A 25557-nucleotide genomic window follows, 5' to 3' on the forward strand; every position below is an offset into this window, starting at 1 on the left:
GTCACTGTCCTTCCCGGTCGGATACGACCGATGCGTATCGATTCCCACCCTGATGCCCACCCGGGCCAGGCCCGACGGCGGCATGACCACCGGTGGACCCGAAGCCCCCCTCGGCCCGCGCCGAGTCGGGAAGCTCCGCCACCTCCTGGAAGCGCACCTTCTCGACCTGCTGGACGACCAGTTGGGCAATCCGGTCGAAGCGCTCGAACCGCACGCGCTCGCGCGGGTCGAGATTCACCACGATCACCTTGATCTCTCCACGGTACCCGGCATCCACCGTCCCTGGGGCATTCACCAGGGCGACACCGCAGCGGGCCGCGAGGCCGGACCGCGGGTGCACGAACGCGGCGTACCCCTCGGGCAGCGCGATGGACACCCCGGTGGGAAGGACGGCCCGTTCGCCCGGCGCCAGCTCGCACGCCTCGGTGGTCCGCAGATCGGCGCCCGCGTCACCCGGGTGCTCGTACGACGGCAGCGGTACGTCGGGGTCTACGCGCCTGATCTGCACGTCGAGCGGGGGCCGGCTCACGGGTTCACCTCGAAGGCACGGGTGCGCCGGACCTGGTCCGGGTCCGCCATGGCGGCCTGGATCTCCTCCGGGCGGCCGTTGTCGATGAAGTGGTCGACCTTCACCTCGATGAACAGAGCCTCGGCGCGGACGGCGACGGGGCCGTCGGGGCCGCCGATCCGGCCGGTCGCGGTCGAGTAGATCTTGCGGCCGGCGACGGCGGTGACCTCGGCGTCCAGGTGGAGCACGGTGTCCACGGGCACGGGGCGCACGAAGTCCGTCTCGAGCCGGCCGGTCACGGCGATGACGCGCAGCAGCCAGTTCAGCGAGCCGAGGGTCTCGTCGAGCGCGGTCGCGAGGATGCCGCCGTGCGCGAGGCCGGGGGCGCCCTGGTGGGCGGGGCGCACCGTGAACTCGGCGGTGACACGGACGCCGTCCTGGGCGCGCGCCTCCAGGTGGAGTCCGTGGGGCTGTTCGTCGCCGCAGCCGAAACAGTGTCCGTAGTGCGCGCCGAGCAGCTCGCCGGGTGCGGGGGCGTCGGGGTGCCGCACGGGCGCTATGGCGTCGGCAGGGGGCGTCAGAGCCGCAGAAGTACCACTCACAGGCGCAGACCTTACCCGCGCGTCATGGGAGAAAGCGCACCGTGCCAAGCTTGAGCGCATGGAGCTCTCCACCGCACCGTTCGAAGAACGCCTCACCGCCCCCCGCTCGTGGTGGCTCGTCTCTCTCCTGCTCGGCATCGCCTGCGGCCTGATCCTGCTGCCGTTCGGCACGCTCCCGCTCCTCGGCGGGCTCGTCGGCGGCACGGCCGCGGCCGCGGTGGTGACGAGTTCGTACGGTTCCGTCCGCATCCGCGTCGTGGCGGACTCGCTGGTGGCCGGGGACGCGAAGATCCCGCTGTCGGCCCTGGGTGACGTGGAGATCCTGGACGCCGAGGAGGCGCGCGCCTGGCGCACGTACAAGGCGGACCCGCGCGCGTTCATGCTGCTGCGCAGCTATGTGCCGACGGCGCTGCGCGTGGAGGTCGTCGACCCGCAGGACCCGACTCCGTACGTGTATCTGTCGACGCGGGACCCTGAACGGCTGGCGAAGGCGCTCGGGAAGTAAAGCCCGGCGGCGGCGCTCAGCTGTCGAGTTCCCGGGGCCTGTCCCCGGGAAGCGGCAGGCGCGGGTCGTGGGGGCGCTCCAGGGGCGGGAGCTCCGGGAGGGCGTCCCAGGGGACCTGCATCTTGCGGAGGTCCTTGCGGATCCGCTCCGCGAGTTTCTTGGTGTCGCGCCGGTTCATGACCGCGCCGACGGCGGCGCCGACCATGAACGGCATGAGGTTCGGCAGGTTCCGCACCATGCGCTTCATGATCTGCTGGCGCATCTCGCGCTTCATCTGGCCGCCGAGGGCGATGATCGTCGACGGCTTGGCGATGTCGATGCCGCGCTCCTCGGCCCATGAGGCCAGGTACGTGGAGCTGCGCTCCTTGAGGCCGCCGGGCGGACGCAGGCCGTAGACCTCGTAGAGCTCGGCAACGAGCTTCAGCTCGATGGCGGCGACGCCGGTGATCTCGGCCGCCATCTCGGCGGGCATCGCGGGCGGTACGGGCATCATCGCGGCGGCGCCGACTCCCGCACCGACGGTGGAGGTGGCGTTGGCCGCGCCCGAGACGAGCTTGTCCGCGAGCTGTTCGGCACTGAGGCCGGGGAACTGCCTGCGCAGGGTCGCCAGATCGCGCACCGGCACACGCGGTGCGTTCTCGATGATCCGGTCGGCGAGGTAGCCGAGTCCGGCCTTCGCGGCGGTGCCGCCCTTGCGGACGCCGTCCCTGACGGCGGCCACACGGCCTCTGGCGAGCTGTACGCGCCCGCCGAGAGGCGCGGTCTCGCCGGCTGCGGGCACGGCGGGCAGGTCGGTGAATCCCGCCGCCGCGAGGTCGCCCGCCACCTCGAAGGCGTCCGCGTCTCCGAGCGAGGCTGCTCCAGTGGGGGAAGAGCCTCGCTCGTCGTCACGCACGCCGTCGGACGGGCCACCGCCCGCGTCCCCGTACTTCCGGGAGCGGCGCTTCCAGGGCGGGGTCGAGCCTGTCACGGCCGACCCGGCCTCAGTCGCAGTCGCGGCAGATCGGCTGGCCGTTCTTCTCTCGGGCCAGCTGGCTGCGGTGGTGGACCAGGAAGCAGCTCATGCAGGTGAACTCGTCCTGCTGCTTCGGCAGGACGCGGACGGCGAGCTCTTCGTTCGAAAGGTCGGCACCGGGGAGCTCCAGGCCCTCCGCCGCCTCGAACTCGTCGACGTCGACCGTAGAGGTCGACTTGTCGTTCCTCCGGGCCTTCAGCTCTTCGATGCTGTCTTCGTTGAGGTCGTCATCGGTCTTACGTGGGGTGTCGTAATCCGTTGCCATTGTCGCTCTCCCCCTCTGGGTGTATGCGGTGTCTCCAGCGCACAACGCGCGGGAGGCCGGACTTTGTGCCCGACCTGAGGCGGAGATTTTGCCTCACATCAAGGTCTGTTACTCAATCGACACCCAACCGGACTCCTCTTGGGTGATCGGGTTGGATGGCGATCGGGACCGTACACGGTCCGAAGGCTGTTCTTCACGGGCGCCACCCCGTGTACTTCCCGTGATCCGGACCCCCGAAAACCCGGATTTTCCAGGCTTTCCGGGGACTTTCACGAACACGGAGAGTGGATGCCCAGCAGTTCGCTCTTGTGATCGATCACACACGGTTTCAACGGGACAAGGCCCCGAAAATTCCGCTAAAAGCGAACTCCCCCGGCACGTCGGCGGAAGCATCTCAGATCGGTCGCCACCCTGCATCCGAGATACGTCAAATAGGCAGGGTGACCCGCATGACGAGCCCACCCCCTTCACGCGGCTCCGCGATGATACGGCCCCCGTGTGCACGGGCCACCGACCGGGCGATCGAGAGGCCGAGGCCCACTCCCTTGTCGCTGCCGGTGCGCTCCGTGCGCAGCCGGCGGAACGGCTCGAAGAGGTTGTCGATCTCGTAGGCGGGCACCACCGGTCCCGTGTTGGACACCACGAGCACGGCCTGGCCGTGCTGGGCCTCGGTGGTCACCTCGACCCAGCCGCCCTCCGGGATGTTGTACCGGACGGCGTTCTGCACGAGGTTCAGGGCGATGCGCTCCAGGAGTACGCCGTTGCCCTGGACGACGACCTCGGCGCACTCCCCGCGGATCTCGACGCCCTTCGCGTCGGCCTCCGAGCGGGCCTGGTCGATGGCCTGCGAGGCGACCTCGGCGAGGTCGACCGGCTTGCGCTCGACGATCTGGTTGTCGCTGCGGGCGAGTAGGAGCAGGCCCTCCACGAGCTGCTCGCTGCGCTCGTTGGTCGCCAGCAGGGTCTTGCCGAGCTGCTGGAGCTCCACCGGCGCACCGGGGTCGGAGAGGTGGACCTCCAGGAGCGTGCGGTTGATCGCCAGCGGCGTGCGCAGTTCGTGCGACGCGTTGCCGACGAACCGCTGCTGCGCGGTGAAGGCCCTCTCCAGGCGGTCGAGCATGTCGTCGAAGGTGTCCGACAACTCCTTCAGCTCGTCGTCCGGGCCGTCCAGCTCGATACGCCGCGACAGGTCCGTGCCGGCCACCCGGCGCGCGGTGCGCGTGATGCGGCCCAGCGGGGACAGGACGCGGCCCGCCATCGCGTACCCGAAGGCGAACGCGATCACGGCGAGGCCGAGGAGGGCGAGGAGCGAGCGGCTGAGGAGGTTGTCGAGGGCGTGCTGACGCACCTGGTTGACGCACTCGCTCAACGCGTCGTTGAGCTGGGTGGTCGTCGGGTGGTCCGGCAGATTGGCGAAATTACGGCAGCTGGAACTGCTCACCTGGCCGCCGGTGACGGTGAACGGCAGGTCACTGCCGACGTTCAGCGCCTGTGCAGCCAGGAGATAGATGATCGACAGGAGCAGGATGCCCGCGATCAGGAACATGCCGCCGTAGAGGAGCGTGAGCCGTATACGGATCGTCGGGCGCAGCCACGGGTAGGGCGGCTCGACCTTTCTGGGGTCCCAGGTGGGTTTGGGGGGCGCGTGGGGCGGCGCCGGTGTCGAGGCCACAGAGATCAGATCCGGTATCCGGAACCGGGCACGGTCACGATGACGGCCGGCTCGCCGAGCTTGCGGCGCAGGGTCATGACGGTGACCCGTACGACGTTGGTGAACGGGTCGGTGTTCTCGTCCCAGGCCTTCTCGAGAAGCTGCTCGGCCGAGACGACGGCGCCCTCGCTGCGCAGCAGCACTTCGAGGACGGCGAACTCCTTGGGCGCGAGCTGGATCTCCTTGCCGTCGCGGAACACCTCGCGGCGGTTCGGGTCGAGCTTGATGCCGGCGCGCTCCAGGACGGGCGGCAGCGGCACGCTCGTACGGCGTCCGAGCGCGCGCACGCGGGCCGTCAGCTCGCTGAACGCGAAGGGCTTGGGGAGGTAGTCGTCGGCGCCGATCTCCAGGCCCTCGACGCGGTCGCTGACGTCGCCCGACGCGGTGAGCATGAGGACGCGGGTCGGCATACCGAGCTCGACGATCTTGCGGCAGACGTCGTCGCCGTGCACGAGCGGGAGGTCCCGGTCGAGGACGACCACGTCGTAGTCGTTCACACCGATGCGCTCCAGAGCGGCCGATCCGTCGTACACGACGTCGACGGCCATGGCCTCCCGGCGCAGTCCGGTGGCCACCGCATCGGCGAGCAGCTGCTCGTCCTCGACGACGAGTACGCGCACTTCGCTGTCCTTCCTGTGTGACCTGCGGGCACGTTCTGCGCACCCGTGAACAGGTCCGGTCGTGGAGTGTGGCCTCCATCCTGCCCCTTTCGGCCATAAACCGGCTGTAAGACGGTGGGACGGCTCCACAAGGCGGATTTTCTCTTCCGGATGAGGTTTCTGCTGAAGGAAGCGCGGGGAGGACGGCTTTACACCCGCGATCACGCTTTTATGTGGCGTGCCATGACCTCCGCTTCAGTGCAGGCCGGCTTGAGACGTGATCGCCCCTTCCCGAGGGCACACCCCCGTGCCACCGACCCACGACCCAGGACGAGGGGGCGCAAACCATGGACGCATTCACGGCAGGACTTCTGCAGCGCATAAGGGCGACCGAATCCGACCTGAGCCGGGCTCGCGAGACGGGCGACGACTTCCTCGTCGAGATCGAACAGGACGAGCTCAACGACCTGCATCGACTCGCCGCCGAACACGGCGTGGAGCTCGACGTCTCGCGCGTCTGACGCAGTACGGAAGGGCCCCGGCGCCTGGTCGATCCAGGCAGGCGCCGGGGCCCTTTCTTGTCTGCTGCTTCTTGTCTACGGCGGGGGCTGGTCAGTCGTGCCAGGCGCCGAGGTCCTCCAGGCGGGTCTGCAACTGCTCGAACAAGCCAGGGGCCGCCGCGATCGCCAGCTCGCCGGACAGCGCCTCGCCGGGCCGGCTACCCGTGAGCGCGCCCGCCTCACGTGCGATGAGGTCCCCGGCCGCGAAGTCCCACGGGTTGAGACCGCGCTCGTAGTACGCGTCGAGGCGTCCGAGAGCTACGTCACACAGGTCGATCGCCGCCGAGCCGCCGCGCCGGATGTCGCGCACCTTGGGGATCAACTCGCGCACCACGTCGGCCTGGTGGGCCCGGCGGGCGGCGAGGTAGCCGAATCCCGTGGCGACGAGCGCCTGCTCGAAGGGGGGCGCCACGCGCACGTGTGCCGGGCGGTCGTTCACGTACGCGCCGCCGCCGAGGACCGCGCGGTAGGTCTCGCCGCGGAGGGGAGCCGCGACGACGCCCACGAGGGTCTCGTCACCCAGGCGGGCGGCGATGGATACCGACCAGTCGGGTCGTCCGTACAGATAGTTGACCGTGCCGTCGATGGGGTCGATCACCCAGGTGACGCCGCTGGTGCCGGTGGTGCTGGCGCCTTCCTCGCCGAGCACGCCGTCGTCCGGCCTGCGCTCGGCCAGGAAGCCGGTGATCAGCTTCTCGGAGGCGATGTCCATCTCGGTGACGACGTCCACCGCGCTGGTCTTGGTGGCGGCCACTCCGAGGTCGTCGGGGCGGCCGTCGCGCAGGAAGCTCCCGGCGCGGGCGGCGGCCTCCAGGGCGACCTCCAGGAGTTCGGCCTTCAGGTCTGTCACGTCGGGTCCTTACGCGTACGGGCTGTCGGCGCCGGCGGCCGCGGGCTTGGGGGCGCGCGAGGGGCAGCAGCCCACCGGGCACAGGTTGTGGCTCGGGCCGAGCATTCCCAGGGCGCACGGCGTCACGGCCTTGCCGCTCTCGACGGCTGTCCGCTCGACGAGGAGGTCGCGGACGGCGGCGGCGAAGCGGGGGTCGGCGCCGACGGTGGCGGAGCGCCGCACGGGCAGGCCGATCTCGGCCGCCTTGGCCGTGGCCTCGGTGTCGAGGTCGTACATGACCTCCATGTGGTCGGAGACGAATCCGATGGGGGCCATCACGACAGCCGGCACCCCGGCGCCGTGCCGCTCTTCCAGGTGGTCGCAGATGTCGGGCCCCAGCCACGGGATGTGCGGGGCTCCGGAACGCGACTGGTAGACGAGCTGCCAGGGGTGGTCGACGCCGGTCTCGTCGCGCACGGCGTCGGCGATGGCGCGGGCGACGTCCAGGTGCTCCTTCACGTAGGCACCGCCGTCGCCGTGGTCCTCGACGGGTCCGGAGACGTCGGCGGCCGCGGTCGGGATGGAGTGCGTCGTGAACGCGATGTGGGCGCCGTCGCGCACGTCCTCGGGGAGGTCGGCGAGGGACTTCAGGACGCCGTCGATCATGGGCCGGACGAAGCCCGGGTGGTTGAAGTAGTGCCGCAGCTTGTCGACGCGCGGCACGTCGAGCCCTTCCGCTTCCAGGGCGGCGAGGGAGTCGGCGAGGTTCTCGCGGTACTGACGGCAGCCCGAGTACGAGGCGTAGGCGCTGGTCGCGAGGACGGCGATGCGGCGGTGGCCGTCGGTGACCATCTCGCGGAGGGTGTCCGTCAGGTAGGGCGCCCAGTTCCGGTTGCCCCAGTGGACGGGCAGGTCGAGGCCGTGGTCCGAGAAGTCCTTGCGGAGGGCGTCCAGGAGGGCACGGTTCTGTTCGTTGATGGGGCTGACCCCGCCGAACAGGAAGTAGTGCTGCCCCACCTCCTTGAGGCGCTCCTTGGGGATACCCCGGCCGCGCGTGACGTTCTCCAGGAACGGGACCACGTCGTCCGGGCCTTCGGGGCCTCCGAACGAGAGCAGCAGCAGGGCGTCGTAGCCGTCGAAGGGCGTGGGATCGAGCACATCGGACATGTCGTTGATCCTGCCACCCGTGACTGACAGCCGAAAACGGCGCTGCCGCCCGATCGTTCGCGCGTAAGCTGTCATGGCCACCTTCGCGCCTTACCGGAGTCGAGTTGCCCAGCCCCTACCGCGCCATATTCGCCCTGCCCGGCACCAAGAGCTTCTCGGTGGCCGGGTTCCTTGGCCGGATGCCCTTGTCGATGATGGGCATCGGGATCGTCACGATGGTCTCGCAGCTGACCGGTCGTTACGGGCTCGCGGGCGGGCTCTCCGCCACCGTGGCACTGTCGGCGGCTGCCATCGGCCCGCAGATCTCCCGGCTGGTGGACCTGCACGGGCAGCGTCGCGTGCTGCGGCCGGCCGCCCTGATGTCGATCACCGCCGCCGCGGGTCTGCTGCTGTGCGCGAAGTTCCGGGCCCCGGACTGGGCGCTGTTCGTCTTCGCCGCGCTGATCGGCTGCGTGCCGAGCGTCGGCTCGATGATCCGGGCGCGCTGGGCGGCGCTCTACAGGGACACCCCTCAGCTGCACACCGCGTACTCCTTCGAGTCCGTCATCGACGAGGTGTGCTTCATCTTCGGGCCGATCATCTCGATCGGTCTGTCGACCGCCTGGTTCCCGGAGGCGGGGCCGCTGCTCGCGGGCTGCTTCCTCGCGGTCGGTGTCTTCTGGCTGACCGCCCAGCGCGCGACCGAGCCGGCGCCGCATCCGCGCGGGCACGGCTCCACGGGCTCGGCTCTGAGGGCGCGCGGGTTGCAGGTCCTGGTGGTCACGTTCGTGGCAACGGGCACGATCTTCGGCTCGGTGGACGTGGTGACCGTGGCGTTCGCGGAGGACCGGGGCCACAAGGCGGTGGCGAGCCTCGTACTCGCTGTTTACGCGGCGGGTTCCTGCGTCGCCGGAGCGGTCTTCGGGCTGCTGCACTTCAAGGGGGCGCCCGCCCGACGGTGGCTGGTCGGTGTGTGCACGACAGCCGTGAGTATGATCCCCCTCCTACTGGTCGGGAACTTGCCGTTTCTGGCCGTGGCGCTGTTTGTCGCGGGCCTGTCCATCGCACCGACGATGATCACGACGATGGCTCTTGTCGAGCAGCACGTACCACGCGCGAAACTGACCGAGGGCATGACCTGGGTGAGCACCGGACTCGCGGTCGGTGTCGCGCTCGGTTCCTCCGTGGCCGGCTGGGTGATCGACGCCGCCGGTCCGAAGGCCGGGTACGGGGTGCCGGCCGTGGCCGGCGCCGTCGCGGTGGCGGTCGGGTTCCTGGGGTACCGCCGGCTGAAGCAGCCGGTGCCGCAGCGGGGAGGAACCAATGAGCACGGCGAACTCGGGCAGCACGACGACGAACGCCCGACAGACCAGGGCACAGAGCGCACCGTGGCGTAACTGGGCGGGGAACGTCACCGCGCGGCCGGTCCGCGAGGTGACGCCCGCGTCGGTGGACGAGCTGTCGGCGGCCGTCCGCGCGGCGGCCGAGGACGGCCTCAAGGTGAAGGCGGTCGGCACGGGCCACTCCTTCACGGCGGCGGCTGCGACCGATGGCGTATTGATCCGCCCTCAACTGTTGACCGGAATCCGCAACATTGACCGGGAGGCCGGGACCGTCACGGTCGAGGCCGGCACACCGCTCAAGAGGCTCAACATGGCCCTGGCCCGCGAGGGCCTGTCGCTCACGAACATGGGCGACATCATGGAGCAGACGGTCTCGGGCGCCACCAGCACCGGCACGCACGGCACGGGCCGCGAGTCGGCGTCGATATCAGCGCAGATCAAGGGCCTCGAACTGGTCACGGCCGACGGTTCGGTCCTCACGTGCTCCGAGAAGGAGAACCCGGAGGTCTTCGCGGCCGCGCGGATCGGGATCGGCGCCCTCGGCATCGTCACCGCGATCACGTTCGCAGTGGAGCCGATCTTCCTCCTCACCGCCCGCGAGGAGCCGATGGCCTTCGACCGGGTCATGAGCGAGTTCGACGCCCTCCACGCGGAGAACGAGCACTTCGAGTTCTACTGGTTCCCGCACACCGGAAACTGCAGCACGAAGCGCAACAACCGCAGCGCGGGCCCTGAAGCTCCGGTCGGAAAGTTCAGCAGCTTCTTCGAGGACGAGTTCCTGTCGAACGGCCTCTTCCAGGTGGTCAACTCGCTCGGCCGCGCGGTCCCGTCGACGATCCCGTCGATCGCCAAGATCTCCAGCCGCGCGCTCTCCGCCCGCACTTACACGGACATCCCTTACAAGGTCTTCACCTCGCCGCGCCGCGTGCGGTTCGTGGAGATGGAGTACGCGATTCCGCGCGAGGCCCTGGTCGAGACGCTGCGTGAGCTGAAGACGATGGTCGACCGTTCGAACCTGCGGGTCAGCTTCCCCGTGGAGGTCCGCACGGCCCCCGCGGACGACATCGCGCTCTCCACGGCGTCCGACAGGGACAGTGCGTACATCGCCGTCCACATGTACAAGGGCACCCCGTACCAGTCCTACTTCACGGCGGCCGAGCGGATCTTCACCGCGCACGAGGGCCGGCCGCACTGGGGCAAGGTGCACACGCGGGACGCGGAGTACTTCTCGTCCGTGTACCCGCGCTTCGGCGAGTTCACGGCGCTGCGGGACCGGCTCGACCCGGAGCGTCTGTTCGCCAACGACTACCTGCGGCGCGTGCTGGGCGACTGACGGTCCGGGCGGCGGGCCTCACCCGGTGGGCGTCCCCGGCTTCAGCAGCCCGGGGAGCGTCGTGCTGCCGCTCTCGGAGGCGCTGGGGGTGGCGGTCGGCGTCGAGGTCCCCGTCGCGGACGGGGTCGGTGCGGCCGTGGACTTGTCCCCGGCGGCACCGGCCCCGGACCCGGTGCCCGAGCCGGTACCGGAGTCCCCGCTGCCGGTGGGCGTCGGGGTGGGCTCGGCGGTCCCGCCCTTCCACGCCCCTCCCCCGCTCTGCGGGGTCCCGGACGGCGTCGCGGAACCGGCACCGTCCGACGGCTGCTGCGAGGTGTCGGGCGCGGGCGTGTGATCGTGGCGGGACGACGAGCCGCCTCCGCCGGTGAACGCCTCGCGCAGGGTGGTGCGCTGCCCGTCCCCGTTGAAGCTCTGGCCGGACGCCAGTTCGTACGTCGTGATGCCGGCCATGGTGATGCCGAAGACGACGGCGGCGGCGACGAGGGGGCGCCGCCAGCTCCGCACGCTCGCGCGGTGCGTGGTCGCTTCGGTGAACTCCTCGGTGAGGCCTGGGCCGTTGCTGGACCCCTCGCCCAAGTCGCCTGCCGGAGGCGGGAGTTCCGCCCCGGAGGCATCACTCGAAGGCGCCGCGATCGCGCGAAGCACGCGCGTGGCGTTGTCCACGCCGCCGGTTCCGAGCAGTTGAGTCTTCTCGGGATCACCGGCGCCGACCTTGAGAAGCATCGTCCGCTCACTGTCGGGAGCCCGGAGGACGGTGGTCTCCTCGGCGGCCTGAGCGGGCAGGACGGTGGTCTTGTCGGCGTCCGGCGCCGGCAGGACCGTGGTCTCGTCGGCCCGCTCGGCGGACAGCACTGTGGTCGCATCAGCGTCCGACGCAGGCACCACCGTCGTCGCGTCAGCATCCGACGCCGGAAGAACCGTCGTCGCCTCACCACCCCGGGCCGCCGGCAGAACCGTCGTCGCCTCCAAGTCCCGTGTCGCCGAAGCCACTCCCCACGTCGTGGTCTTCGGAAGCGGGACCATCCGCGTCGCCACACCCTCGGTGCCCGCCGACGCGGTGGCCACGCCGGACCGGAACGTCGCCGGCACCTGCCGTCCGTCACCGGCCACGGGTATCTGACGGCTCTTGGGTATCGCCTGGCCCGCGACATCACGTATCTGCTCGCCGGTACGCCGGAAGAAGTGCTGGAAAATCGTGCCGCCGCACGTGGCGAGCGCACTCACAACTCCTGCACCGACGATCGTCCCGTACACACCGAGCCCGGAGGCCAGCTTGGCCGCCACGACAGCGGCGACGGCGCTGCCCGCCACTTGCGGCACACTCAGGTCGAGCCGCTTCTCCTTGGGCTTTTCCTGTACGTCCTTGGAGGTTCCCGGCCTATCGCCCATCTCCGACCCTTGCCTGCCTTTCTCGACTTAGCTCACGAGAAAGGGACGTAAGAAGGATGGAATCAGTTCCACTTCTGGAGATTTCGTGAAGCACTTCACGTCCGTGGACCACAAGCGGGCCACACCCTGCCATCAGGCCCCGCCCCGGGCGAACTTCGATGGCGTGCCGGTCCACCCGAGTGGCCCGAATGGAGTACCGTTGCGAGCCCTGGGTCCGGTCTCCCATCAGGGTGCCCGGAGCCTTCCAGGACCGCCGAGAGGGGGTTCGTTGCACACGGTGACGAGCTCGGTCACTGAGCGTTGCGAACAGGTAACCGTGCCATAACGGCGGCCCACGGCCCATGCCCGACACGCCGGGCAACTCAGCAAGGTTGTGGCAGGCTGCACCCGGGCAGGCCACACTCGACTAGCGGAAGCAGCGACGCACGTGACGTCGGCAGGCACCACCCGGGAGGTCCCCATGCCCGAACTGCGTGTCGTGGCCGTCTCTAACGACGGCACACGGCTGGTGCTGAAGGCTGCGGACAGCACGGAGTACACGCTTCCGATCGATGAGCGCCTCCGGGCCGCCGTGCGCGGCGACCGTCCGCGCCTCGGCCAGATCGAGATCGAGGTGGAGAGCCATCTCCGCCCCCGTGACATCCAGGCGCGTATACGAGCCGGTGCCTCCGCCGAGGAGGTGGCACAGCTCGCCGGCATCCCCGTCGACCGTGTGCGCCGCTTCGAGGGCCCCGTGCTCGCGGAGCGTGCCTTCATGGCCGAGCGTGCCAGGAAGACCCCCGTCCGCCGCCCCGGCGAGAACGCGGGACCCCAGCTCGGCGAGGCGGTGCAGGAGCGGCTGCTGCTGCGTGGCGCCGACAAGGAGTCCGTCCAGTGGGACTCCTGGCGTCGCGACGACGGCACCTGGGAGGTCCTGCTCGTCTACCGGGTCGCGGGCGAACCGCACTCGGCGAGCTGGACGTACGACCCGCCCCGGCGGCTCGTCCAGGCCGTCGACGACGAGGCGCGCTCGCTCATCGGCGAGACCGACGACATCGCGGCGCCGGAACCCAGCTTTCCGTTCGTGCCGCGTATCGCCAGGCTGCCTCGCGACCGTCCGCTCGACCGGGCCCTGGACCGGCAGTTGGAGCGGCCCACCGCGCCGACGCCCGTGCCGGAGGTCACCGACGAGGGTCCGGCGGCCGTCTCGTCGTCGGAGCGCGACTCGCTGACCAGCCTCCTGGAGGCGGTACCCAGTTATCGCGGCGACATCGTGGTCCCCGAGCGTCCCTCGGTGCCCGCGCCGGAGCCCGTCACGGAGGAGCCGGAGCCCGCTGAGGCCGAGGAGCCCGCTGCGCCGGCCGCGTCCGCCGGGGCGGGTGCCGCGTACGCGGACGTCCTCATGCCGCGCAGCGTCGCAGGTCACCGGGACCGGCTCACCGGCACCACCGACCGCCAGGCCGAGGCCGACGGGGTGCGTCCGGGGCGCCGGGCGGCCGTGCCGAGCTGGGACGAGATCGTGTTCGGCACCCGCCGCAAGAAGCAGGAGTAGGAGTAGGACGCGTAGGACACGAGAGGCCCGCGCCGTTCCCGGCATGGGCCTCTCCTGTTTCCGGCGCGCTGTTCGCGTACTACTGAGGGTCGGGGCCGGTCGCCACCGGGCGGGACTCGTCCGAGGACCACTCCGACCACGAGCCGACGTACAGGGCCGCGTCGATGCCCGCCACCGCGAGGGCAAGGACCTCGTGGGCGCCGGAGACGCCGGAGCCGCAGTACACGCCGACCTCGCCCGAACCCCCGGACGCACCAACGGACTTGAAGCGGGCCGCGAGCTTTTCGGCGGGCAGGAAGCGGCCGTCCTCGGCCACGTTCTCCGTCGTCGGCGCGGACACGGCGCCCGGGATGTGGCCGCCGACTCGGTCGATCGGCTCGACGTCACCGCGGTAGCGCTCGGCGGCACGGGCGTCCAGGAGAACGCCCGAACGCGCGAGCGCCGCCGCCCCGTCGGCGTCCAGGAGCGCGGCCGCGCCCGGCGCCGGCCCGAACGTGCCGGGCTCGGGCGAAGGTGTCACCGTCTCCAGCGGGCCCTCCCAGACACCGAGACCGCCGTCGAGCACGCGCACGGACGGGTGACCCGTCCAGCGCAGCATCCACCAGGTGCGCGCGGCCGCCCAGCCCTGGCCGCCGTCGTACACGACGACGTCCCGGTCGGCCGACACACCGGCATTACGCATGACCGCGCCGAAGGCCGCCACGTCCGGCAGCGGATGCCGGCCCGCCGCGCCGGCCGGGCCCGCGAGATCCGCGTCCAGGTCGACGAAGACCGCGCCGGGGATGTGCCCGGCCTCGTACGCGGCCCGGCCGTCGAAGGCCGGGGCCCCCGTCGCCTTGGGCACGCTCAGCTGCCAGCGGACGTCGAGGAGGACCGGCGGGTTCTCCCCGGCCAGGTCGCTCGCGAGTTGGGATGCGGTGATGATGGCATTCATGAGGGCCATCCTGGCCTATGGTCTGGCCGATGCGCCGTCGGTCCGCTAGCGTGCACGATCGACTACCGAGCGTTGACCTATTGACCGGACCACCTGACAACGGCCCTGGCGCGGCAGCGGATGCGCATCACTCCACCCGGCATCCCCGTGCGAGGGCTCCGGCCGTGGCGGCGCGACCCCTGAGCGGCGTGCGGCACGGGATGCCACGATCGGCTCGGGCGCGTCGCGACACGTGATTTCGTTCCCGAGGAGACAGTGACGATGACCGAGGCAGCAGCCAGGCGGGCGCCGGGCACCCCCTGCTGGGTGAGTCTCATGGTGCACGGCATGGCGGCGACCCAGGAGTTCTACGCGGCGTTGTTCGGCTGGGAGTTCCGGCCGGGACCGCAGCAGCTCGGACCCTATGTGCGAGCCCTGCTCGACGGTCAGGAGGTGGCGGGCATCGGGCAGCTGCCGCCCGACCGCCATCTGCCCGTCGCCTGGACCCCCTACCTCGCCTCGGACGACGTGGACGCCACGGCCGAGAACATCCGTCACTGTGGCGGCACCGTCGGCGTCGGCCCGCTGGACGCCGACGACGCGGGGCGGATGGCCATCGCGTCGGACCCCGCTGGCGCGGTGTTCGGCATCTGGCAGCCGGCCGGGCATCTGGGGATGGCGCTCACCGGGGTGCCGGGCGCGCCCGCGTGGAACGAACTGGTGACCCAGGAGACCGCCGGTGTCGCGAAGTTCTACGAGGCGACGTTCGGTTACGAGGAGGAGGCCGTCGTCTCGGCCGACCTGGACTATCTGACGCTGCGCCTGAACGGCACGCCGGTGGCGGCGGTGCACGGCGTGGGGCAGGCGCTGCCGCGCGACCGGGGTGCGCACTGGATGACGTACTTCGAGGTCGCGGACGTGGACGAGTCCGTGGCGCTGGTCGAGGAGCTGGGCGGGCATGTGCTGAGGCCCGCGCGGGACAGTTCGCACGGCCGGGTGGCGACGGTCGCGGATCCGGAGGGCGCGGTGTTCACGCTCGTACGGTCGGCTCCGCCGGAGGAGCGCTAGGGGCGGTCCGTGGAGAGGGCCGGGGGTCAGTCCGAGGCGACGGGGAGTACGTCCGGGGAGAGGGTGCCGGAGCGGGACGCCGCCGAGGTGAGGCGGCGGCTGTGGTGGCGCCGGCACAGGACCTCGTAGCCGACCTCGTCGTCGCTGCCGTCGACGTCTCCGACGACGACCTGGGCGCCTTCTACGACCATCCGGCCGCCGACCGTGCGGGCGTTGTGCGTGGCGCGGGCGCCGCACCAGCACAGGGCCTCGACCTGGAGCACCTCGACACGGTCGGCGAGTTCGACCAGGCGCTGCGAGCCGGGGAACAGCTTGGACCGGAAGTCGGTCGTGATGCCGAAGGCGTAGACGTCGAGGCCGAGGTCGTCGACGACGCGGGCGAGCTGGTCGATCTGGGCGGGGGCGAGGAACTGCGCCTCGTCCGCGATGACGTAGTCGACGCGGCCGCCCTGGGACAGCTGGTCGACGACGTACGCGTACAGGTCGAGGTCGTCGGCGACCTCGACGGCGTCGGTGACGAGGCCGAGACGGGAGGACAGCTTGCCCTCGCCGGCGCGGTCGTCCCGGGTGAGGATCAGGCCCTTGAGGCCGCGTGCCGAGCGGTTGTGCTCTATCTGGAGAGCGAGGGTGCTCTTCCCGCAGTCCATCGTTCCGGAGAAGAACACGAGCTCGGGCATGGGGAGTCGAGGGCCTTTCAGCGGGTGTGGGGGGAGGGTCAGGCGCGTACTTCGAGCAGCGGGACGAGCTGCTCGGCAGGCGTCATGGAGCCGTGGTTGCCGACCATGGCCGACTCGTTGGGCTCGTTCTCCGAGGCGATGATGACCACGTCGTCGTGGGCGGCCGCGATGACGTCGCCCAGGCGCGCGTACACCCGCTCGTCGACGTGCGGGCCGAACCAGCCGGCCTCGATCGCCTCGTCGCGGCTCGCGATCCAGAACTGCTCGCCGAGCACCTCGCGCCACACGGTCAGCACGTCGGCCTCGGCGCCCGGGACCGCGTAGACGTGGCGGGCGCGGCCCTCGCCACCGAGCAGGGCGACGCCGGCGCGCAGCTCCCAGTCCTCGTCGAAGTCGATTCGGGACTGCTCGTCGAACGGGATGTCGATCATGCCGTGGTCGGCGGTGATGTACAGGGCGCTGCGCGGCGGGAGCTGTTCGGCGAGGCGCTGGGCGAGCCGGTCGACGTACATGAGCTGGCCGCGCCAGGGGTCGGAGTCGACGCCGAAGCGGTGGCCCTTGCCGTCGACCTCGCTGTAGTACGTGTAGACCAACGACCGGTCGCCGGCGGCCAGTTGTTCGGCGGCCAGGTCCATGCGGTCCTCGCCGGAGAGGCGCCCGCGGAAGGTGCCGCCGCTGAGGGCGATCTTCGTGAGGGGCGTCGACTCGAAGGCGGGCGCGGAGACCTGCGCGGTGTGCACCCCGGCGTCGTGCGCGCGCTGGAAGATCGTCGGGTACGGCTGCCAGACCTGCGGCTGCGTCCAGGGCATCCAGCGGAGCTGGTTCATCAGCTCGCCGGTGTCGGGGTTACGGACGGTGTAGCCGGGGAGGCCGTGCGCGCCGGGGGGCAGGCCGGTGCCGACGGAGGCGAGGGACGTCGCGGTGGTCGCCGGGTAGCCCGCGGTGATGGGGCTGCCGGTGCCGCCGCGCGAGGACGCGAGGAGCGAGGTCAGGAAGGGCGCCTCGTCCGGGTGGGCCTTGAGCTGCTCCCAGCCGAGCCCGTCGATCAGGAAGACGCAGGCACGGTCGGCGGGGGCCAGCTCGGGGATCGCCGGGGCGCAGCCGGGGACGCCGAGGTGGGCGCCGAGCGTGGGCAGCAGGTCGGCGAGGGATCCCGCGCCGTACTCGGGTACGGGGGCGGATCCGAGGGCGAGCGGCTCCTGCCAGGCCTCCCAGGCGGGCGCGGCCATCAGCGGGAGGTCGCCGCGGTGGCCTCGGACAGGGACTGGGCGAAGGCGAGGGTCTGGCGGACGGCGTCGGGGCCGTCACCGGTCTCGCTGACGCGCAGGCTCAGGTCGTCGGCGGTCGAATTGCCCGTGTAGCCGTGGTCCGCCTCGCAGTTGGGGTCGCCGCAGGCCGCGGGCTCCAGGTCGATGCGGGAGACGGCGCCCCAGCCGATGGTCAGGACGACCTCGCGGGGCAGGGTGCCGGGGACGTACTTCTCCGGGTTCGCGACGACGCGGCTGACGACGACGGAGGAGATCCGGCCGAGCTTCACGGACTCGGTGGACGTCGTGGCGTACGGCGTCGGCGACGTGCTGTCGGCGGCCTGCTCGTCGGTGTGGCTGACGATGAAGCGGGTGCCGGTGAGGACGAGCACGGTGACGTGCCGGCGCACCTCGTTCGAGTCGAAGGTGGTCTCCTGGTGGACCAGATACGAACCGATGGGTTCGCCGCCGACCGCGGCCTCCACCGCCTCGGCCACGAGGGCCGGGTAGTAGCCGCTGCGCTCGATCGCGGCGCGCAGCCCTTGGGTCGTCGTACTGGTCTTGGCCATGGGATCCATCTTAAAGCCCGGCGGAGGGCGCGCGGTGCGCCTGTGGACAGCGCAGCGGACACCCGCTATGTGGGCCGCGTCTCACCTGCTTGTGGAGTACGCCGGTCACCTGCCGGTGTAGTACGCGGGCAGGGTGCGCGGGCCCAGGTCGTCGCGGGCGGGCGGCGGGGCGAGGCGTACGGAGGCGCCGAGGACCGACAGGCCGTGCTGCGCGACGACGACGGGCTCCAGGTCGACGCCGACGACCTCGGGGTGGTCGTCCACGAGCCGCGAGACCCGTTGCAGCAGCTCTTCGAGGGCGGCCGTGTCGACCGGTGCGGCGCCGCGCCAGCCGAAGAGCAGGGGCGCTGTCTTGATGCCTCTGACGATCGACTGCGCGTCCCGGTCGGTGACGGGGATCAGGCGGTGCGCGGTGTCGCCCAGGAGTTCGGAGGCGACGCCGGCGAGCCCGAAGGAGAGGACCGCGCCGGCGGCCGGGTCGATGACCGCGCGGACGACGGTGTCGACTCCGCGGGGCGCCATGGCCTGGACTACGGGCCGCAACTCCTCGGGCTCGCCCAGGTAGTCGGACAGCTCCTCGTAGGCGCGGCGCAGCTCCGTCTCGTTCGAGAAGTCTAGGCGTACGCCGCCGAGGTCGGCGCGGTGGCGCAGGTGGGCGGCGGTCGTCTTGAGGGCCACGGGGTAGCCGAGGGCGCGGGCTGCCGCGACCGCCTCGTCGGGGCCCGGGGCGGGCAGGGTCTGGCGCACTTCGATGCCGTAGTGGGCGAGGAGGGCGCAGGCGTCCTCGGGGGCCGGCTCGCAGCCGTGCCGGGCGTCGTCCTTGGCCAGGAGTTCCGCGATGAGCTCGGCGGCGCCGGTCTCGTCGATGTCGTCGTAGACGGGGACCTTGCCGGGGTCGACCGAGTCGCGCCGCCACTGGGCGTACCGGACGGCCTCGGCGAGGGCTCGGACGGCGCGCTCGGCCGCGGGGTAGGCGGGGATGAGTGCGGGGGCGGGGGCGGGCTCGTCCGTGGGCGGGCGTCCGGCCGGGGGGCCGCCGTGGTTCTTGGCCTGCGCGCGCGGGCCGGTGCTGGTGGCGGCGGAGAGCGCTTCCGCGAGGCCGCCGAGTTCCACGTGGACGACCAGGACGGGCTTGGTGGGGGTGCCGGCGGCGGCCGAGCTGAGGGCTTCGGCGAGGGCCTGGTCCTCGGCTGACGCCTCCCCCACGGCGGGCATCGCCGTGACGACGACGGCGTCGCACTTGTCGTCCGCGAGGGCCTCGGTGAGCGCCGCGTGGAAGTCCTCGGCGGACGCTGCGGTCGTCAGGTCGAGCGGCGACTTGGGCCGCAGTCCTTCGGCGAGGCAGACGTCGTACGTGAGGAGGCCGAGCGACTCCGAGTTGCCGAGGATGGCGACGCGGGGGCCCTGCGGGAGGGGCTGGCGGGCGAGGAGCAGGCCGGTGTCGACGAGTTCGGTGATGGTCTCGACGCGGATGACACCCGCCTGGCGCAGCAGGGCGGAGACCGTCGCGTAGGGCAGGTGCGTGGCGCGGACGGCGTGGCCGAGGGGGGCGATGCCGCTGTGCCGGGCGCCCTGCACGACGACGAGGGGTTTGACGGCGGCGGTGCGGCGGGCGAGGCGGGTGAACTTGCGCGGGTTGCCGATGGATTCGAGGTACATGAGGGCGACGTCCGTGTCCGGGTCGTCGTACCAGTACTGGAGCACGTCGTTGCCGGAGACGTCCGCGCGGTTGCCGGAGGAGACGAAGGTCGAGACGCCGGTGACTCCGGTGACGCCGGCGCCGCGCCGCTCCAGGCGGGCGAGCAGGGCGATGCCGATGGCGCCGGACTGGGCGAACAGGCCCATGCGGCCGGGGCGAGGCATCTCGGGCGCGAGCGACGCGTTGAGCCGCACCTCGGGCGAGGTGTTGATGACGCCGAACGCGTTCGGCCCGATGAGCCGCATCCCGTACGAGCGGGCCTGGCGCAGCAGTTCGCGCTGGCGGGCGCGGCCTTCGTTGCCGGACTCGGCGTAGCCGGCGGAGATCACGACGATGCCCCGGACGCCGCGCTCGCCGCACTCGGCGACGACTTCGGGGACGTGCTCCGCGGGGACCGCGACGACGGCGAGGTCGACCGCTTCGGCGGCGTCGATGTCGTGGACGGAGCGGTGGGCGGGGACGCCGTCGAGGTCCCGCAGGTCGTCGGGGAACGCCTTGTTCACGGCGTGCAGGCGGCCCGTGAAGCCGGCGTCGCGGAGGTTGTCGAGGACGCTGCGGCCGACTCCGCCGGGGGCGCGGCCCACGCCGACCACGGCGACGGAACCGGGGGCGAGCAGCCCGCGCACCGAGCGGGCCTCGGCGCGCTGTTCACGCGCGCGCTGCACGGCGAGCGAGGCATCGGTGGGTTCGAGGTCGAACTCCAGGCGGACGACGCCGTCCTCGAAGCGACGCTTCTGGGTGTACCCGGCGTCCGTGAACACCTTGATCATCTTGATGTTGGCGGGCAGCACCTCGGCGGCGAAGCGGCGGATGCCGCGCTCGCGGGCGACGGCGGCGATGTGCTCCAGGAGCGTGGAGGCGACGCCCCTCCCCTGGTGGGCGTCCTGCACGAGGAAGGCGACCTCGGCCTCGTCGGCGGGCGCGGAGGCGGGCATCCCCTGCTCGTTGATGCGGTCGTAGCGGACGGTCGCGATGAACTCGCCGCCCACGGTGGCCGCGAGGCCCACCCGGTCCACGTAGTCGTGATGGGTGAAGCGGTGCACGTCCTTGGCGGACAGGCGCGGGTAGGGCGCGAAGAAGCGGTAGTACTTCGACTCGTCCGAGACCTGCTCGTAGAAGTTCGTGAGCCGCTCGGCGTCCTCGGTGGTGATGGGCCTGATGCGCGCGGTGCCGCCGTCGCGCAGCACCACGTCTGCTTCCCAGTGGGCGGGGTACGTGTGCCGGTCCGACGGGGTCTGCATGGGGCAAGCGTACGGCTCGGGACGGACAGTCGTGGGGGGTGCGGCGCGAGTGGTTCGCGGGGTGTGTGGGCGGGGCGTGCGGGCGCGGTTCGCGGGCTCGGGGCGCCGGTGGCGTGCGGGCTGGGTGCCGGCGATGTGCGGGCGTACGCGCGCGGTGGCGCACCGGTCGCGGGGTGCGCGGGCCGCAGGCAGGCTATGAGGGCCGACGCGCGCGTGCGTGCGGCGCGAAGGGCTCACAGCGGTCACGTCCACCGGTGTGGGACACTGGTCTAGACAACTGTGAGCATCCTGAAGGGCAGCAACACATGGCTGAGCGCCGCGTCAACGTCGGCTGGACCGAGGGCCTCCACGCCCGCCCCGCCTCCATCTTCGTCCGCGCGGCCACGGCGGCCGGCGTCCCCGTGACGATCGCCAAGGCCGACGGCAACCCCGTCAACGCCGCCTCCATGCTCGCGGTGCTCGGCCTGGGTGCCGAGGGCGGCGAGGAGATCACCCTGGCCTCGGACGCCGAGGGCGCGGAGGTCGCGCTCGACCGCCTGGCCAAGCTTGTCGCCGAGGGGCTGGACGAGCTTCCCGAGACGGTCTAGGCCGCACCCTGGACGCGTAGGACTCGTAACGTCGAAAGCCCCGGCTCGGTGAGCCGGGGCTTTCGTCGTTGGCAGTGTGGACGGGCGTCAGACGTTCACGCCGTGGCCGCGCAGGTACGCGACGGGGTCGATGTCAGAGCCGTAGTCGGGGCCCGTGCGGGCCTCGAAGTGGAGGTGCGGGCCCGTGGTGTTGCCGGTCGCCCCGGAGAGGCCGATCTGCTGGCCGGGCGTGACGGTCTGGCCGACGGAGACGCCGATGGACGACAGGTGACCGTACTGCGTGTACGTACCGTCATTCATCTTGATCACGATGTTGTTGCCGTAGGCGCCGCCCCAGCCGGCCTCGACGACCGTGCCCGAGCCCACGGCGTGGACGGAGGTACCGCTGGCCGCGTGGAAGTCGATGCCGGTGTGGCTGCCGGAGGACCACAGTCCACTGCTGGCCTTGTACCCGGTGGACACGTACGAGCCGGTGATCGGCATGACGTAGGTGTTCAGGCGCTTGCGCTCGGCCTCGCGGGCGGCGCGCTGCTTGGCCTCGCGTTCGGCCTTGGCCTTGGCCTCCGCCTTGCGCTTGGCTTCTTCGGCCTGTCGCGCGGCCTCCGCCTCGGCCTCGGCCTCCGCCTTGGCCTTCGCGGCGGCTTCCTCGGCGGCCTGCTGCTGGGCGGCGGCCTGCGCGTCGATCTGCTCGGCGAGCGAGTCACCGATGGAGATGGCCTTGGTCAGGCCTGTCTGCTCCATGGCCGTGTGCTCGGCGGCGAGGGCGGGGGAGGCGAGGCCTCCGATGACACCGGTCGTGGTGATCGCGGCGACGCCGGCGACATTCGCGGTGGTACGCGTGAACCGGCTCGGGCGACGGTGCTTCCCGGTGGCACGGGTGAACGCCATGGGGCGCTGAATCCTTTCCCTCCTTCTCGCCTACCGGGTTAGCTGACGGGTTCGGAGCAGGAAGGTCTCCTACGGACACCCTTCGGGAAGGGCGTCCGATTCACCCCAGGGACTGCGGTGGGTCCCCGGCTCCCCCGGCTCGCGCCTTGGGGGACTCGGCGATGGCTGCCCGGTGCCGCGGGCGCGGCGTACTTCTGGCGGACAGCCGGACCGACGCTAAGCGGGTCAACTTTCAATCAACAAACAAAACCGCGCTTTTGTTGTGCATGACACAGGGCAGACAGGCAACCACCGGCCCAATTCGGACATACGAGGGCCCCGGTGGTCATCTCACCCACCGGGGCCGCAAGTTGTCCGTGTTGTCCGACTCTCGGCCAGACTCTCGGTCCGGCTCTCGGTCAGCCGGTGACGACGGTCACCTCTCCGATGCCGAGCGCCCGGACGGGCTCCTCGATCTGCGCCGCGTCACCCACGAGCACCGTCACCAGGCGGTCGGCCGGGAAGGCGTTCACGACGGCCGCGGTGGCCTCCACGGTGCCCGTCGCGGCGAGCCGGCGGTACAGCTCCGCCTGGAAGTCGTCGGGCAGGTGCTGCTCGACCTGGTCGGCGAGCGTCCCCGCGACGGCCGCGGCGGTCTCGAACTTGAGCGGGGCAACGCCCACCAAGTTCTGCACGGCGACGTCCCGTTCGGCGTCGGTCAGGCCCTCCTCGGCGAGCGTACGGAGAACCTTCCACAGGTCGTCGAGCGCCGGACCCGTGTTCGGGGTGTCCACGGAACCGCTGATGCTGAGCAGCGAGGCGCCCGTCCCGTCCGCCGCCGAGAGCAGCACCTGGCCGAACGCGCGCACGCCGTAGGTGTAGCCCTTCTCCTCGCGCAGGACCCGGTCCAGACGCGACGTGAGGGTGCCGCCCAGGCAGTACGTGCCGAGCACCTGCGCCGGCCAGACCCGGTCGTGCTTGTCGGAGCCGACGCGGCCGATGCGCAGCTGCGTCTGTACGGCGCCGGGCCGGTCGACGATCACGACGCGGCCGCGGTCGTCGGCGGTCACCGGCGGCACGGGACGCGGCTGTGCCGGGCCTCCCGTCCAGGCGCCGAGCGTCTCCGCGAGGAGGGCGTCGAGGTCGGTGCCGGCGAGGTCGCCCACGACGACCGCGGTCGCCGTCGCCGGGCTCACGTGCTGCTCGTAGAACGCGCGCACGGCTGCCGCGTCGATGGGGGTGACCGTCTCCTCGGTGCCCTTGCGGGGGCGGGACACGCGCGCGGTGGCCGGGAAGAGCTGCTTGGAGAGCTCCTTGGCGGCGCGGTAGGCCGGGTTGGCCGTCTCGTGCGGGATCTCGTCGAGCCGGTTGCGCACCAGGCGGGCGATCTCCTTGGCGTCGAACGCGGGCGCCCTGAGGGCGTCGGCGAGCAGGCCGAGCGCCTTCGGCAGCCGGGAGACGGGCACTTCGAGGGAGACCCGTACGCCCGGGTGGTCGACGTACGCGTCCAGGGTCGCGCCGCAGCGTTCGAGCTCGGCCGCGAACTCCTCGGCGGCGAGCTTGTCGGTGCCTTCGGAGAAGGCCCTCGCCATGATGTTGGCGACGCCGTCGAGGCCGGCAGGCTCGGCGTCCAGGGGGGCGGCGAGATTGACCTCCACGGCGACGACCTGCTGGCCGGGGCGGTGGCAGCGCAGGACCGTCAGGCCGTTGTCGAGCGTGCCGCGCTCGGGGGCGGGGAACGCCCACGGCTTGGGCGCGCCGGCCTGGGGCTGCGGGTGGAAGTCCATGGTCGCGAGCTCGGTCACTTGCCCGCCTCCTCTTCTGCGGTCGCGTCCGCCGTCACGTCGGCCATCTCATCTGCTTCTTCGGCTTCGTCGGCTTCTTCGGGGGCCGTGGGTTCGTAGACGAGCACCGCGCGGTTGTCGGGGCGCAGATGGGCCTTGGCCACCTCGTGGACCTCCTCGGCGGTGATGTCGAGGACGCGCTGGACGGCGGTCAGGGCGAGCTGCGGGTCGCCGAACAGAACGGCGTACTTGCACAGTTCGTCGGCGCGGCCCGCGACCGTGCCGAGCCGGTCGAGCCACTCTCGCTCCAACTGGGCCTGGGCGCGCTCCATTTCCTCCGGAGTCGGGCCCTCCGTGACGAACCGCTCCAGCTCCTCGTCGACAGCCGCCTCGATCACCGGGACCTCGACGTCACCGGACGTCTTCACGTCCAGCCAGCCCACGGAGGGCGCCCCCGAGAGCCGCATCAGGCCGAAGCCGGCGGCGACGGCGGTCTGGTCACGGCGGACGAGACGGTTGTAGATCCGGGACGACTCGCCGCCGCCGAGGACCGTGAGCGCCAGGTCGGCCGCGTCGCACGCGCGCGTGCCGTCCGCGGGCAGCCGGTAGGCGGCCATCAGCGCACGCGCCGGGACCTCCTCCTCGACGACCTCGCGCAGCTCCTGACCGATGCGCTCGGGCAGCGAACCGTCACGCGGGGGCAGCTTGCCGTCGTGCCGCGGGATGGAGCCGAAGTACTTGTCGACCCAGGCCAGCGCCTGCTCGGGGTCGATGTCCCCGACGACGGAGAGGACGGCGTTGTTGGGCGCGTAGTAGGTGCGGAAGAAGTTCCGCGCGTCCTCCAGGGTGGCCGCGTCCAGGTCCGTCATCGAACCGATGGGCGTGTGGTGGTACGGGTGGCCCTCCGGGTACACGAGGGCGATCAGCTTCTCGAACGCGGTGCCGTACGGGACGTTGTCGTAGCGCTGACGGCGCTCGTTCTTGACGACGTTGCGCTGGTTCTCCATCGACTCGTCGTCGAGCGCGGCGAGCAGCGAGCCCATGCGGTCGGCCTCCAGCCAGAGCGCGAGCTCCAGCTGGTGGGCGGGCATGGTCTCGAAGTAGTTGGTGCGCTCGAAACTCGTCGTCCCGTTGAGCGAGCCGCCGGCGCCCTGCACGAGCTCGAAGTGCCCGTTCCCCTGGACCTGCTTCGAGCCCTGGAACATCAGGTGCTCGAAGAGGTGCGCCAGGCCCGTACGGCCTTCGACCTCGTGGCGCGAGCCGACGTCGTACCAGAGGCAGACCGCCGCGACCGGGGTCAGGTGGTCCTCGGAGAGCACCACGCGCAGGCCGTTGGCGAGGGTGTGCTCGGTCGCTTTCAGGCCGCTGGAACCGGCCTCGGCGGTGGCCGTGTGACCCATGGGCATGTACGTCCCTTCGATCGCGGAACTATCGCGGAAACCGCGGATCTGCCGCCGGTTCCGCATTCATATCTGCATCCGGAAATGCCACTGTATGCAAGCGTCCGGACGCCTGGCGAAGTTCCCGCACGCGGTACGCCGAGAGCGAGCGCCGATCGCCGTACGGACG

24 protein-coding genes and 1 riboswitch are annotated in these 25557 nt (G+C 71.4%); of the genes, 7 read left to right on the plus strand and 17 right to left on the minus strand.

Translation table 11 applies throughout. From position 1 onward, the window contains the following. Position 1: 1 nt before the first annotated feature. Positions 2-529 (minus strand): dUTP diphosphatase, encoded by a 528-nt coding sequence (dut, locus tag ABZ893_RS05705; RefSeq protein ID WP_361397251.1) that lies wholly within the window; start codon positions 527-529, stop codon positions 2-4. After that, positions 526-1110: a PaaI family thioesterase gene (locus ABZ893_RS05710; protein ID WP_361397253.1), complete on the minus strand. Its 585-nt coding sequence runs from the start codon at positions 1108-1110 to the stop codon at positions 526-528. Before ABZ893_RS05710 ends, dut begins: the two co-directional genes overlap by 4 nt. A gap of 58 nt (positions 1111-1168) precedes the next feature. Here ABZ893_RS05710 and ABZ893_RS05715 point away from each other — a divergent pair, with 58 nt between their 5' ends. Further along, positions 1169-1615, plus strand: a complete 447-nt coding sequence (locus ABZ893_RS05715) for a DUF3093 domain-containing protein (protein WP_361397257.1) — start codon at positions 1169-1171, stop codon at positions 1613-1615. Between the two features lie 16 nt (positions 1616-1631). On the opposite strand, the gene ABZ893_RS05720 is transcribed toward ABZ893_RS05715, so the two are convergent. From ABZ893_RS05720 to ABZ893_RS05735, 4 genes are all read right to left on the minus strand, one after another. Continuing rightward, entirely contained in the window at positions 1632-2585 is a 954-nt protein-coding gene (locus ABZ893_RS05720; RefSeq protein ID WP_361397260.1) for a hypothetical protein, read from the minus strand. A gap of 13 nt (positions 2586-2598) precedes the next feature. After that, complete coding sequence (locus ABZ893_RS05725) at positions 2599-2895, minus strand: DUF4193 domain-containing protein (protein ID WP_003951337.1); 297 nt, start codon at positions 2893-2895, stop codon at positions 2599-2601. A 427-nt stretch (positions 2896-3322) separates the two neighbouring features. After that, positions 3323-4567 carry a HAMP domain-containing sensor histidine kinase gene (locus ABZ893_RS05730; RefSeq protein ID WP_361397263.1) on the minus strand — a complete coding sequence of 415 codons (1245 nt, stop codon included), beginning with the start codon at positions 4565-4567 and terminating at the stop codon, positions 3323-3325. Between the two features lie 5 nt (positions 4568-4572). Next, positions 4573-5226 (minus strand): response regulator transcription factor, encoded by a 654-nt coding sequence (locus ABZ893_RS05735; RefSeq protein WP_361397266.1) that lies wholly within the window; start codon positions 5224-5226, stop codon positions 4573-4575. A gap of 326 nt (positions 5227-5552) precedes the next feature. On the opposite strand from ABZ893_RS05735, the gene ABZ893_RS05740 reads away from it, so the two are divergent. Beyond that, entirely contained in the window at positions 5553-5726 is a 174-nt protein-coding gene (locus tag ABZ893_RS05740; RefSeq protein WP_361397269.1) for a hypothetical protein, read from the plus strand. Positions 5727-5817: 91 nt separating this feature from the next. Here ABZ893_RS05740 and ABZ893_RS05745 read toward each other — a convergent pair whose 3' ends face one another. Next, complete coding sequence (locus tag ABZ893_RS05745) at positions 5818-6615, minus strand: inositol monophosphatase family protein (protein ID WP_361397272.1); 798 nt, start codon at positions 6613-6615, stop codon at positions 5818-5820. A 9-nt stretch (positions 6616-6624) separates the two neighbouring features. Continuing rightward, on the minus strand, positions 6625-7761 hold the full coding sequence (locus tag ABZ893_RS05750; RefSeq protein WP_361397273.1) for a ferrochelatase: 1137 nt from the start codon (positions 7759-7761) through the stop codon (positions 6625-6627). A gap of 104 nt (positions 7762-7865) precedes the next feature. On the opposite strand from ABZ893_RS05750, the gene ABZ893_RS05755 reads away from it, so the two are divergent. Both ABZ893_RS05755 and ABZ893_RS05760 read left to right on the plus strand, forming a co-directional pair. Beyond that, entirely contained in the window at positions 7866-9137 is a 1272-nt protein-coding gene (locus ABZ893_RS05755; protein ID WP_361397276.1) for an MFS transporter, read from the plus strand. After that, the gene (locus ABZ893_RS05760; protein WP_361397279.1) at positions 9064-10416 is read left to right on the plus strand and encodes a D-arabinono-1,4-lactone oxidase; all 1353 of its coding nucleotides are present in this window, start codon (positions 9064-9066) and stop codon (positions 10414-10416) included. Before ABZ893_RS05755 ends, ABZ893_RS05760 begins: the two co-directional genes overlap by 74 nt. 18 nt (positions 10417-10434) lie before the next feature. On the opposite strand, the gene ABZ893_RS05765 is transcribed toward ABZ893_RS05760, so the two are convergent. Continuing rightward, a complete protein-coding gene (locus tag ABZ893_RS05765) occupies positions 10435-11805 on the minus strand; it encodes a hypothetical protein (RefSeq protein ID WP_361397282.1) in 1371 nt (456 codons plus the stop codon). A 460-nt stretch (positions 11806-12265) separates the two neighbouring features. Here ABZ893_RS05765 and sepH point away from each other — a divergent pair, with 460 nt between their 5' ends. After that, the gene (gene sepH / locus ABZ893_RS05770) at positions 12266-13336 is read left to right on the plus strand and encodes a septation protein SepH (protein WP_361397285.1); all 1071 of its coding nucleotides are present in this window, start codon (positions 12266-12268) and stop codon (positions 13334-13336) included. Positions 13337-13415: 79 nt separating this feature from the next. Here the strand turns inward: sepH and ABZ893_RS05775 are convergent, their stop codons facing one another. Continuing rightward, positions 13416-14270 (minus strand): sulfurtransferase, encoded by an 855-nt coding sequence (locus tag ABZ893_RS05775; protein ID WP_361397288.1) that lies wholly within the window; start codon positions 14268-14270, stop codon positions 13416-13418. A gap of 261 nt (positions 14271-14531) precedes the next feature. Here ABZ893_RS05775 and ABZ893_RS05780 point away from each other — a divergent pair, with 261 nt between their 5' ends. Further along, positions 14532-15317 carry a VOC family protein gene (locus ABZ893_RS05780; RefSeq protein WP_361397290.1) on the plus strand — a complete coding sequence of 262 codons (786 nt, stop codon included), beginning with the start codon at positions 14532-14534 and terminating at the stop codon, positions 15315-15317. A 26-nt stretch (positions 15318-15343) separates the two neighbouring features. Here the strand turns inward: ABZ893_RS05780 and ABZ893_RS05785 are convergent, their stop codons facing one another. The 4 genes from ABZ893_RS05785 to ABZ893_RS05800 form a co-directional block, all read right to left on the minus strand. Continuing rightward, complete coding sequence (locus ABZ893_RS05785) at positions 15344-15994, minus strand: thymidine kinase (RefSeq protein ID WP_361397293.1); 651 nt, start codon at positions 15992-15994, stop codon at positions 15344-15346. Positions 15995-16032: 38 nt separating this feature from the next. Next, entirely contained in the window at positions 16033-17223 is a 1191-nt protein-coding gene (locus tag ABZ893_RS05790; protein ID WP_361397296.1) for a nucleotide pyrophosphatase/phosphodiesterase family protein, read from the minus strand. Next, positions 17223-17810, minus strand: coding sequence for a DUF5998 family protein (locus tag ABZ893_RS05795; RefSeq protein WP_361397299.1), 588 nt, complete (start codon positions 17808-17810; stop codon positions 17223-17225). The genes ABZ893_RS05790 and ABZ893_RS05795 overlap by 1 nt, the downstream gene beginning before the upstream one ends. Before the next feature lie 105 nt (positions 17811-17915). After that, complete coding sequence (locus ABZ893_RS05800; protein WP_361397302.1) at positions 17916-20750, minus strand: GNAT family N-acetyltransferase; 2835 nt, start codon at positions 20748-20750, stop codon at positions 17916-17918. A 305-nt stretch (positions 20751-21055) separates the two neighbouring features. Between ABZ893_RS05800 and ABZ893_RS05805 the strand changes: the two genes are divergently transcribed. After that, complete coding sequence (locus ABZ893_RS05805; RefSeq protein ID WP_361397305.1) at positions 21056-21337, plus strand: HPr family phosphocarrier protein; 282 nt, start codon at positions 21056-21058, stop codon at positions 21335-21337. Positions 21338-21424: 87 nt separating this feature from the next. Here ABZ893_RS05805 and ABZ893_RS05810 read toward each other — a convergent pair whose 3' ends face one another. The 3 genes from ABZ893_RS05810 to ABZ893_RS05820 all read right to left on the minus strand — a co-directional run bounded on the left by ABZ893_RS05810 (position 21425) and on the right by ABZ893_RS05820 (position 25388). Continuing rightward, the gene (locus tag ABZ893_RS05810; protein WP_361397308.1) at positions 21425-22225 is read right to left on the minus strand and encodes a M23 family metallopeptidase; all 801 of its coding nucleotides are present in this window, start codon (positions 22223-22225) and stop codon (positions 21425-21427) included. A gap of 12 nt (positions 22226-22237) precedes the next feature. Further along, positions 22238-22396: riboswitch (cyclic di-AMP (ydaO/yuaA leader) on the minus strand. 227 nt (positions 22397-22623) lie between these two features. Beyond that, positions 22624-24009 (minus strand): pitrilysin family protein, encoded by a 1386-nt coding sequence (locus tag ABZ893_RS05815; protein WP_361397311.1) that lies wholly within the window; start codon positions 24007-24009, stop codon positions 22624-22626. Further along, positions 24006-25388: a pitrilysin family protein gene (locus tag ABZ893_RS05820; protein ID WP_361397735.1), complete on the minus strand. Its 1383-nt coding sequence runs from the start codon at positions 25386-25388 to the stop codon at positions 24006-24008. The genes ABZ893_RS05815 and ABZ893_RS05820 overlap by 4 nt, the downstream gene beginning before the upstream one ends. Positions 25389-25557 lie beyond the last annotated feature (169 nt).

The sequence above is a fragment of the Streptomyces sp. NPDC046821 genome (assembly GCF_040645335.1).
In the GTDB taxonomy this organism is placed as follows: domain Bacteria; phylum Actinomycetota; class Actinomycetes; order Streptomycetales; family Streptomycetaceae; genus Streptomyces.

Coding starts and splice junctions, on each gene's coding strand:
- sepH (WP_361397285.1), top strand. CDS start 12,266: ATGCCCGAACTGCGTGTCGTGGCCGTCTCTAACGACGGCACACGGCTG.
- ABZ893_RS05780 (WP_361397290.1), top strand. CDS start 14,532: ATGACCGAGGCAGCAGCCAGGCGGGCGCCGGGCACCCCCTGCTGGGTG.
- ABZ893_RS05760 (WP_361397279.1), top strand. CDS start 9,064: ATGAGCACGGCGAACTCGGGCAGCACGACGACGAACGCCCGACAGACC.
- ABZ893_RS05790 (WP_361397296.1), bottom strand. CDS start 17,223: ATGGCCGCGCCCGCCTGGGAGGCCTGGCAGGAGCCGCTCGCCCTCGGA.
- ABZ893_RS05785 (WP_361397293.1), bottom strand. CDS start 15,994: ATGCCCGAGCTCGTGTTCTTCTCCGGAACGATGGACTGCGGGAAGAGC.
- ABZ893_RS05810 (WP_361397308.1), bottom strand. CDS start 22,225: ATGGCGTTCACCCGTGCCACCGGGAAGCACCGTCGCCCGAGCCGGTTC.
- ABZ893_RS05805 (WP_361397305.1), top strand. CDS start 21,056: ATGGCTGAGCGCCGCGTCAACGTCGGCTGGACCGAGGGCCTCCACGCC.
- ABZ893_RS05800 (WP_361397302.1), bottom strand. CDS start 20,750: ATGCAGACCCCGTCGGACCGGCACACGTACCCCGCCCACTGGGAAGCA.
- ABZ893_RS05725 (WP_003951337.1), bottom strand. CDS start 2,895: ATGGCAACGGATTACGACACCCCACGTAAGACCGATGACGACCTCAAC.
- ABZ893_RS05820 (WP_361397735.1), bottom strand. CDS start 25,388: ATGGGTCACACGGCCACCGCCGAGGCCGGTTCCAGCGGCCTGAAAGCG.
- ABZ893_RS05715 (WP_361397257.1), top strand. CDS start 1,169: ATGGAGCTCTCCACCGCACCGTTCGAAGAACGCCTCACCGCCCCCCGC.
- ABZ893_RS05795 (WP_361397299.1), bottom strand. CDS start 17,810: ATGGCCAAGACCAGTACGACGACCCAAGGGCTGCGCGCCGCGATCGAG.
- ABZ893_RS05740 (WP_361397269.1), top strand. CDS start 5,553: ATGGACGCATTCACGGCAGGACTTCTGCAGCGCATAAGGGCGACCGAA.
- ABZ893_RS05750 (WP_361397273.1), bottom strand. CDS start 7,761: ATGTCCGATGTGCTCGATCCCACGCCCTTCGACGGCTACGACGCCCTG.
- ABZ893_RS05775 (WP_361397288.1), bottom strand. CDS start 14,270: ATGAATGCCATCATCACCGCATCCCAACTCGCGAGCGACCTGGCCGGG.
- ABZ893_RS05765 (WP_361397282.1), bottom strand. CDS start 11,805: ATGGGCGATAGGCCGGGAACCTCCAAGGACGTACAGGAAAAGCCCAAG.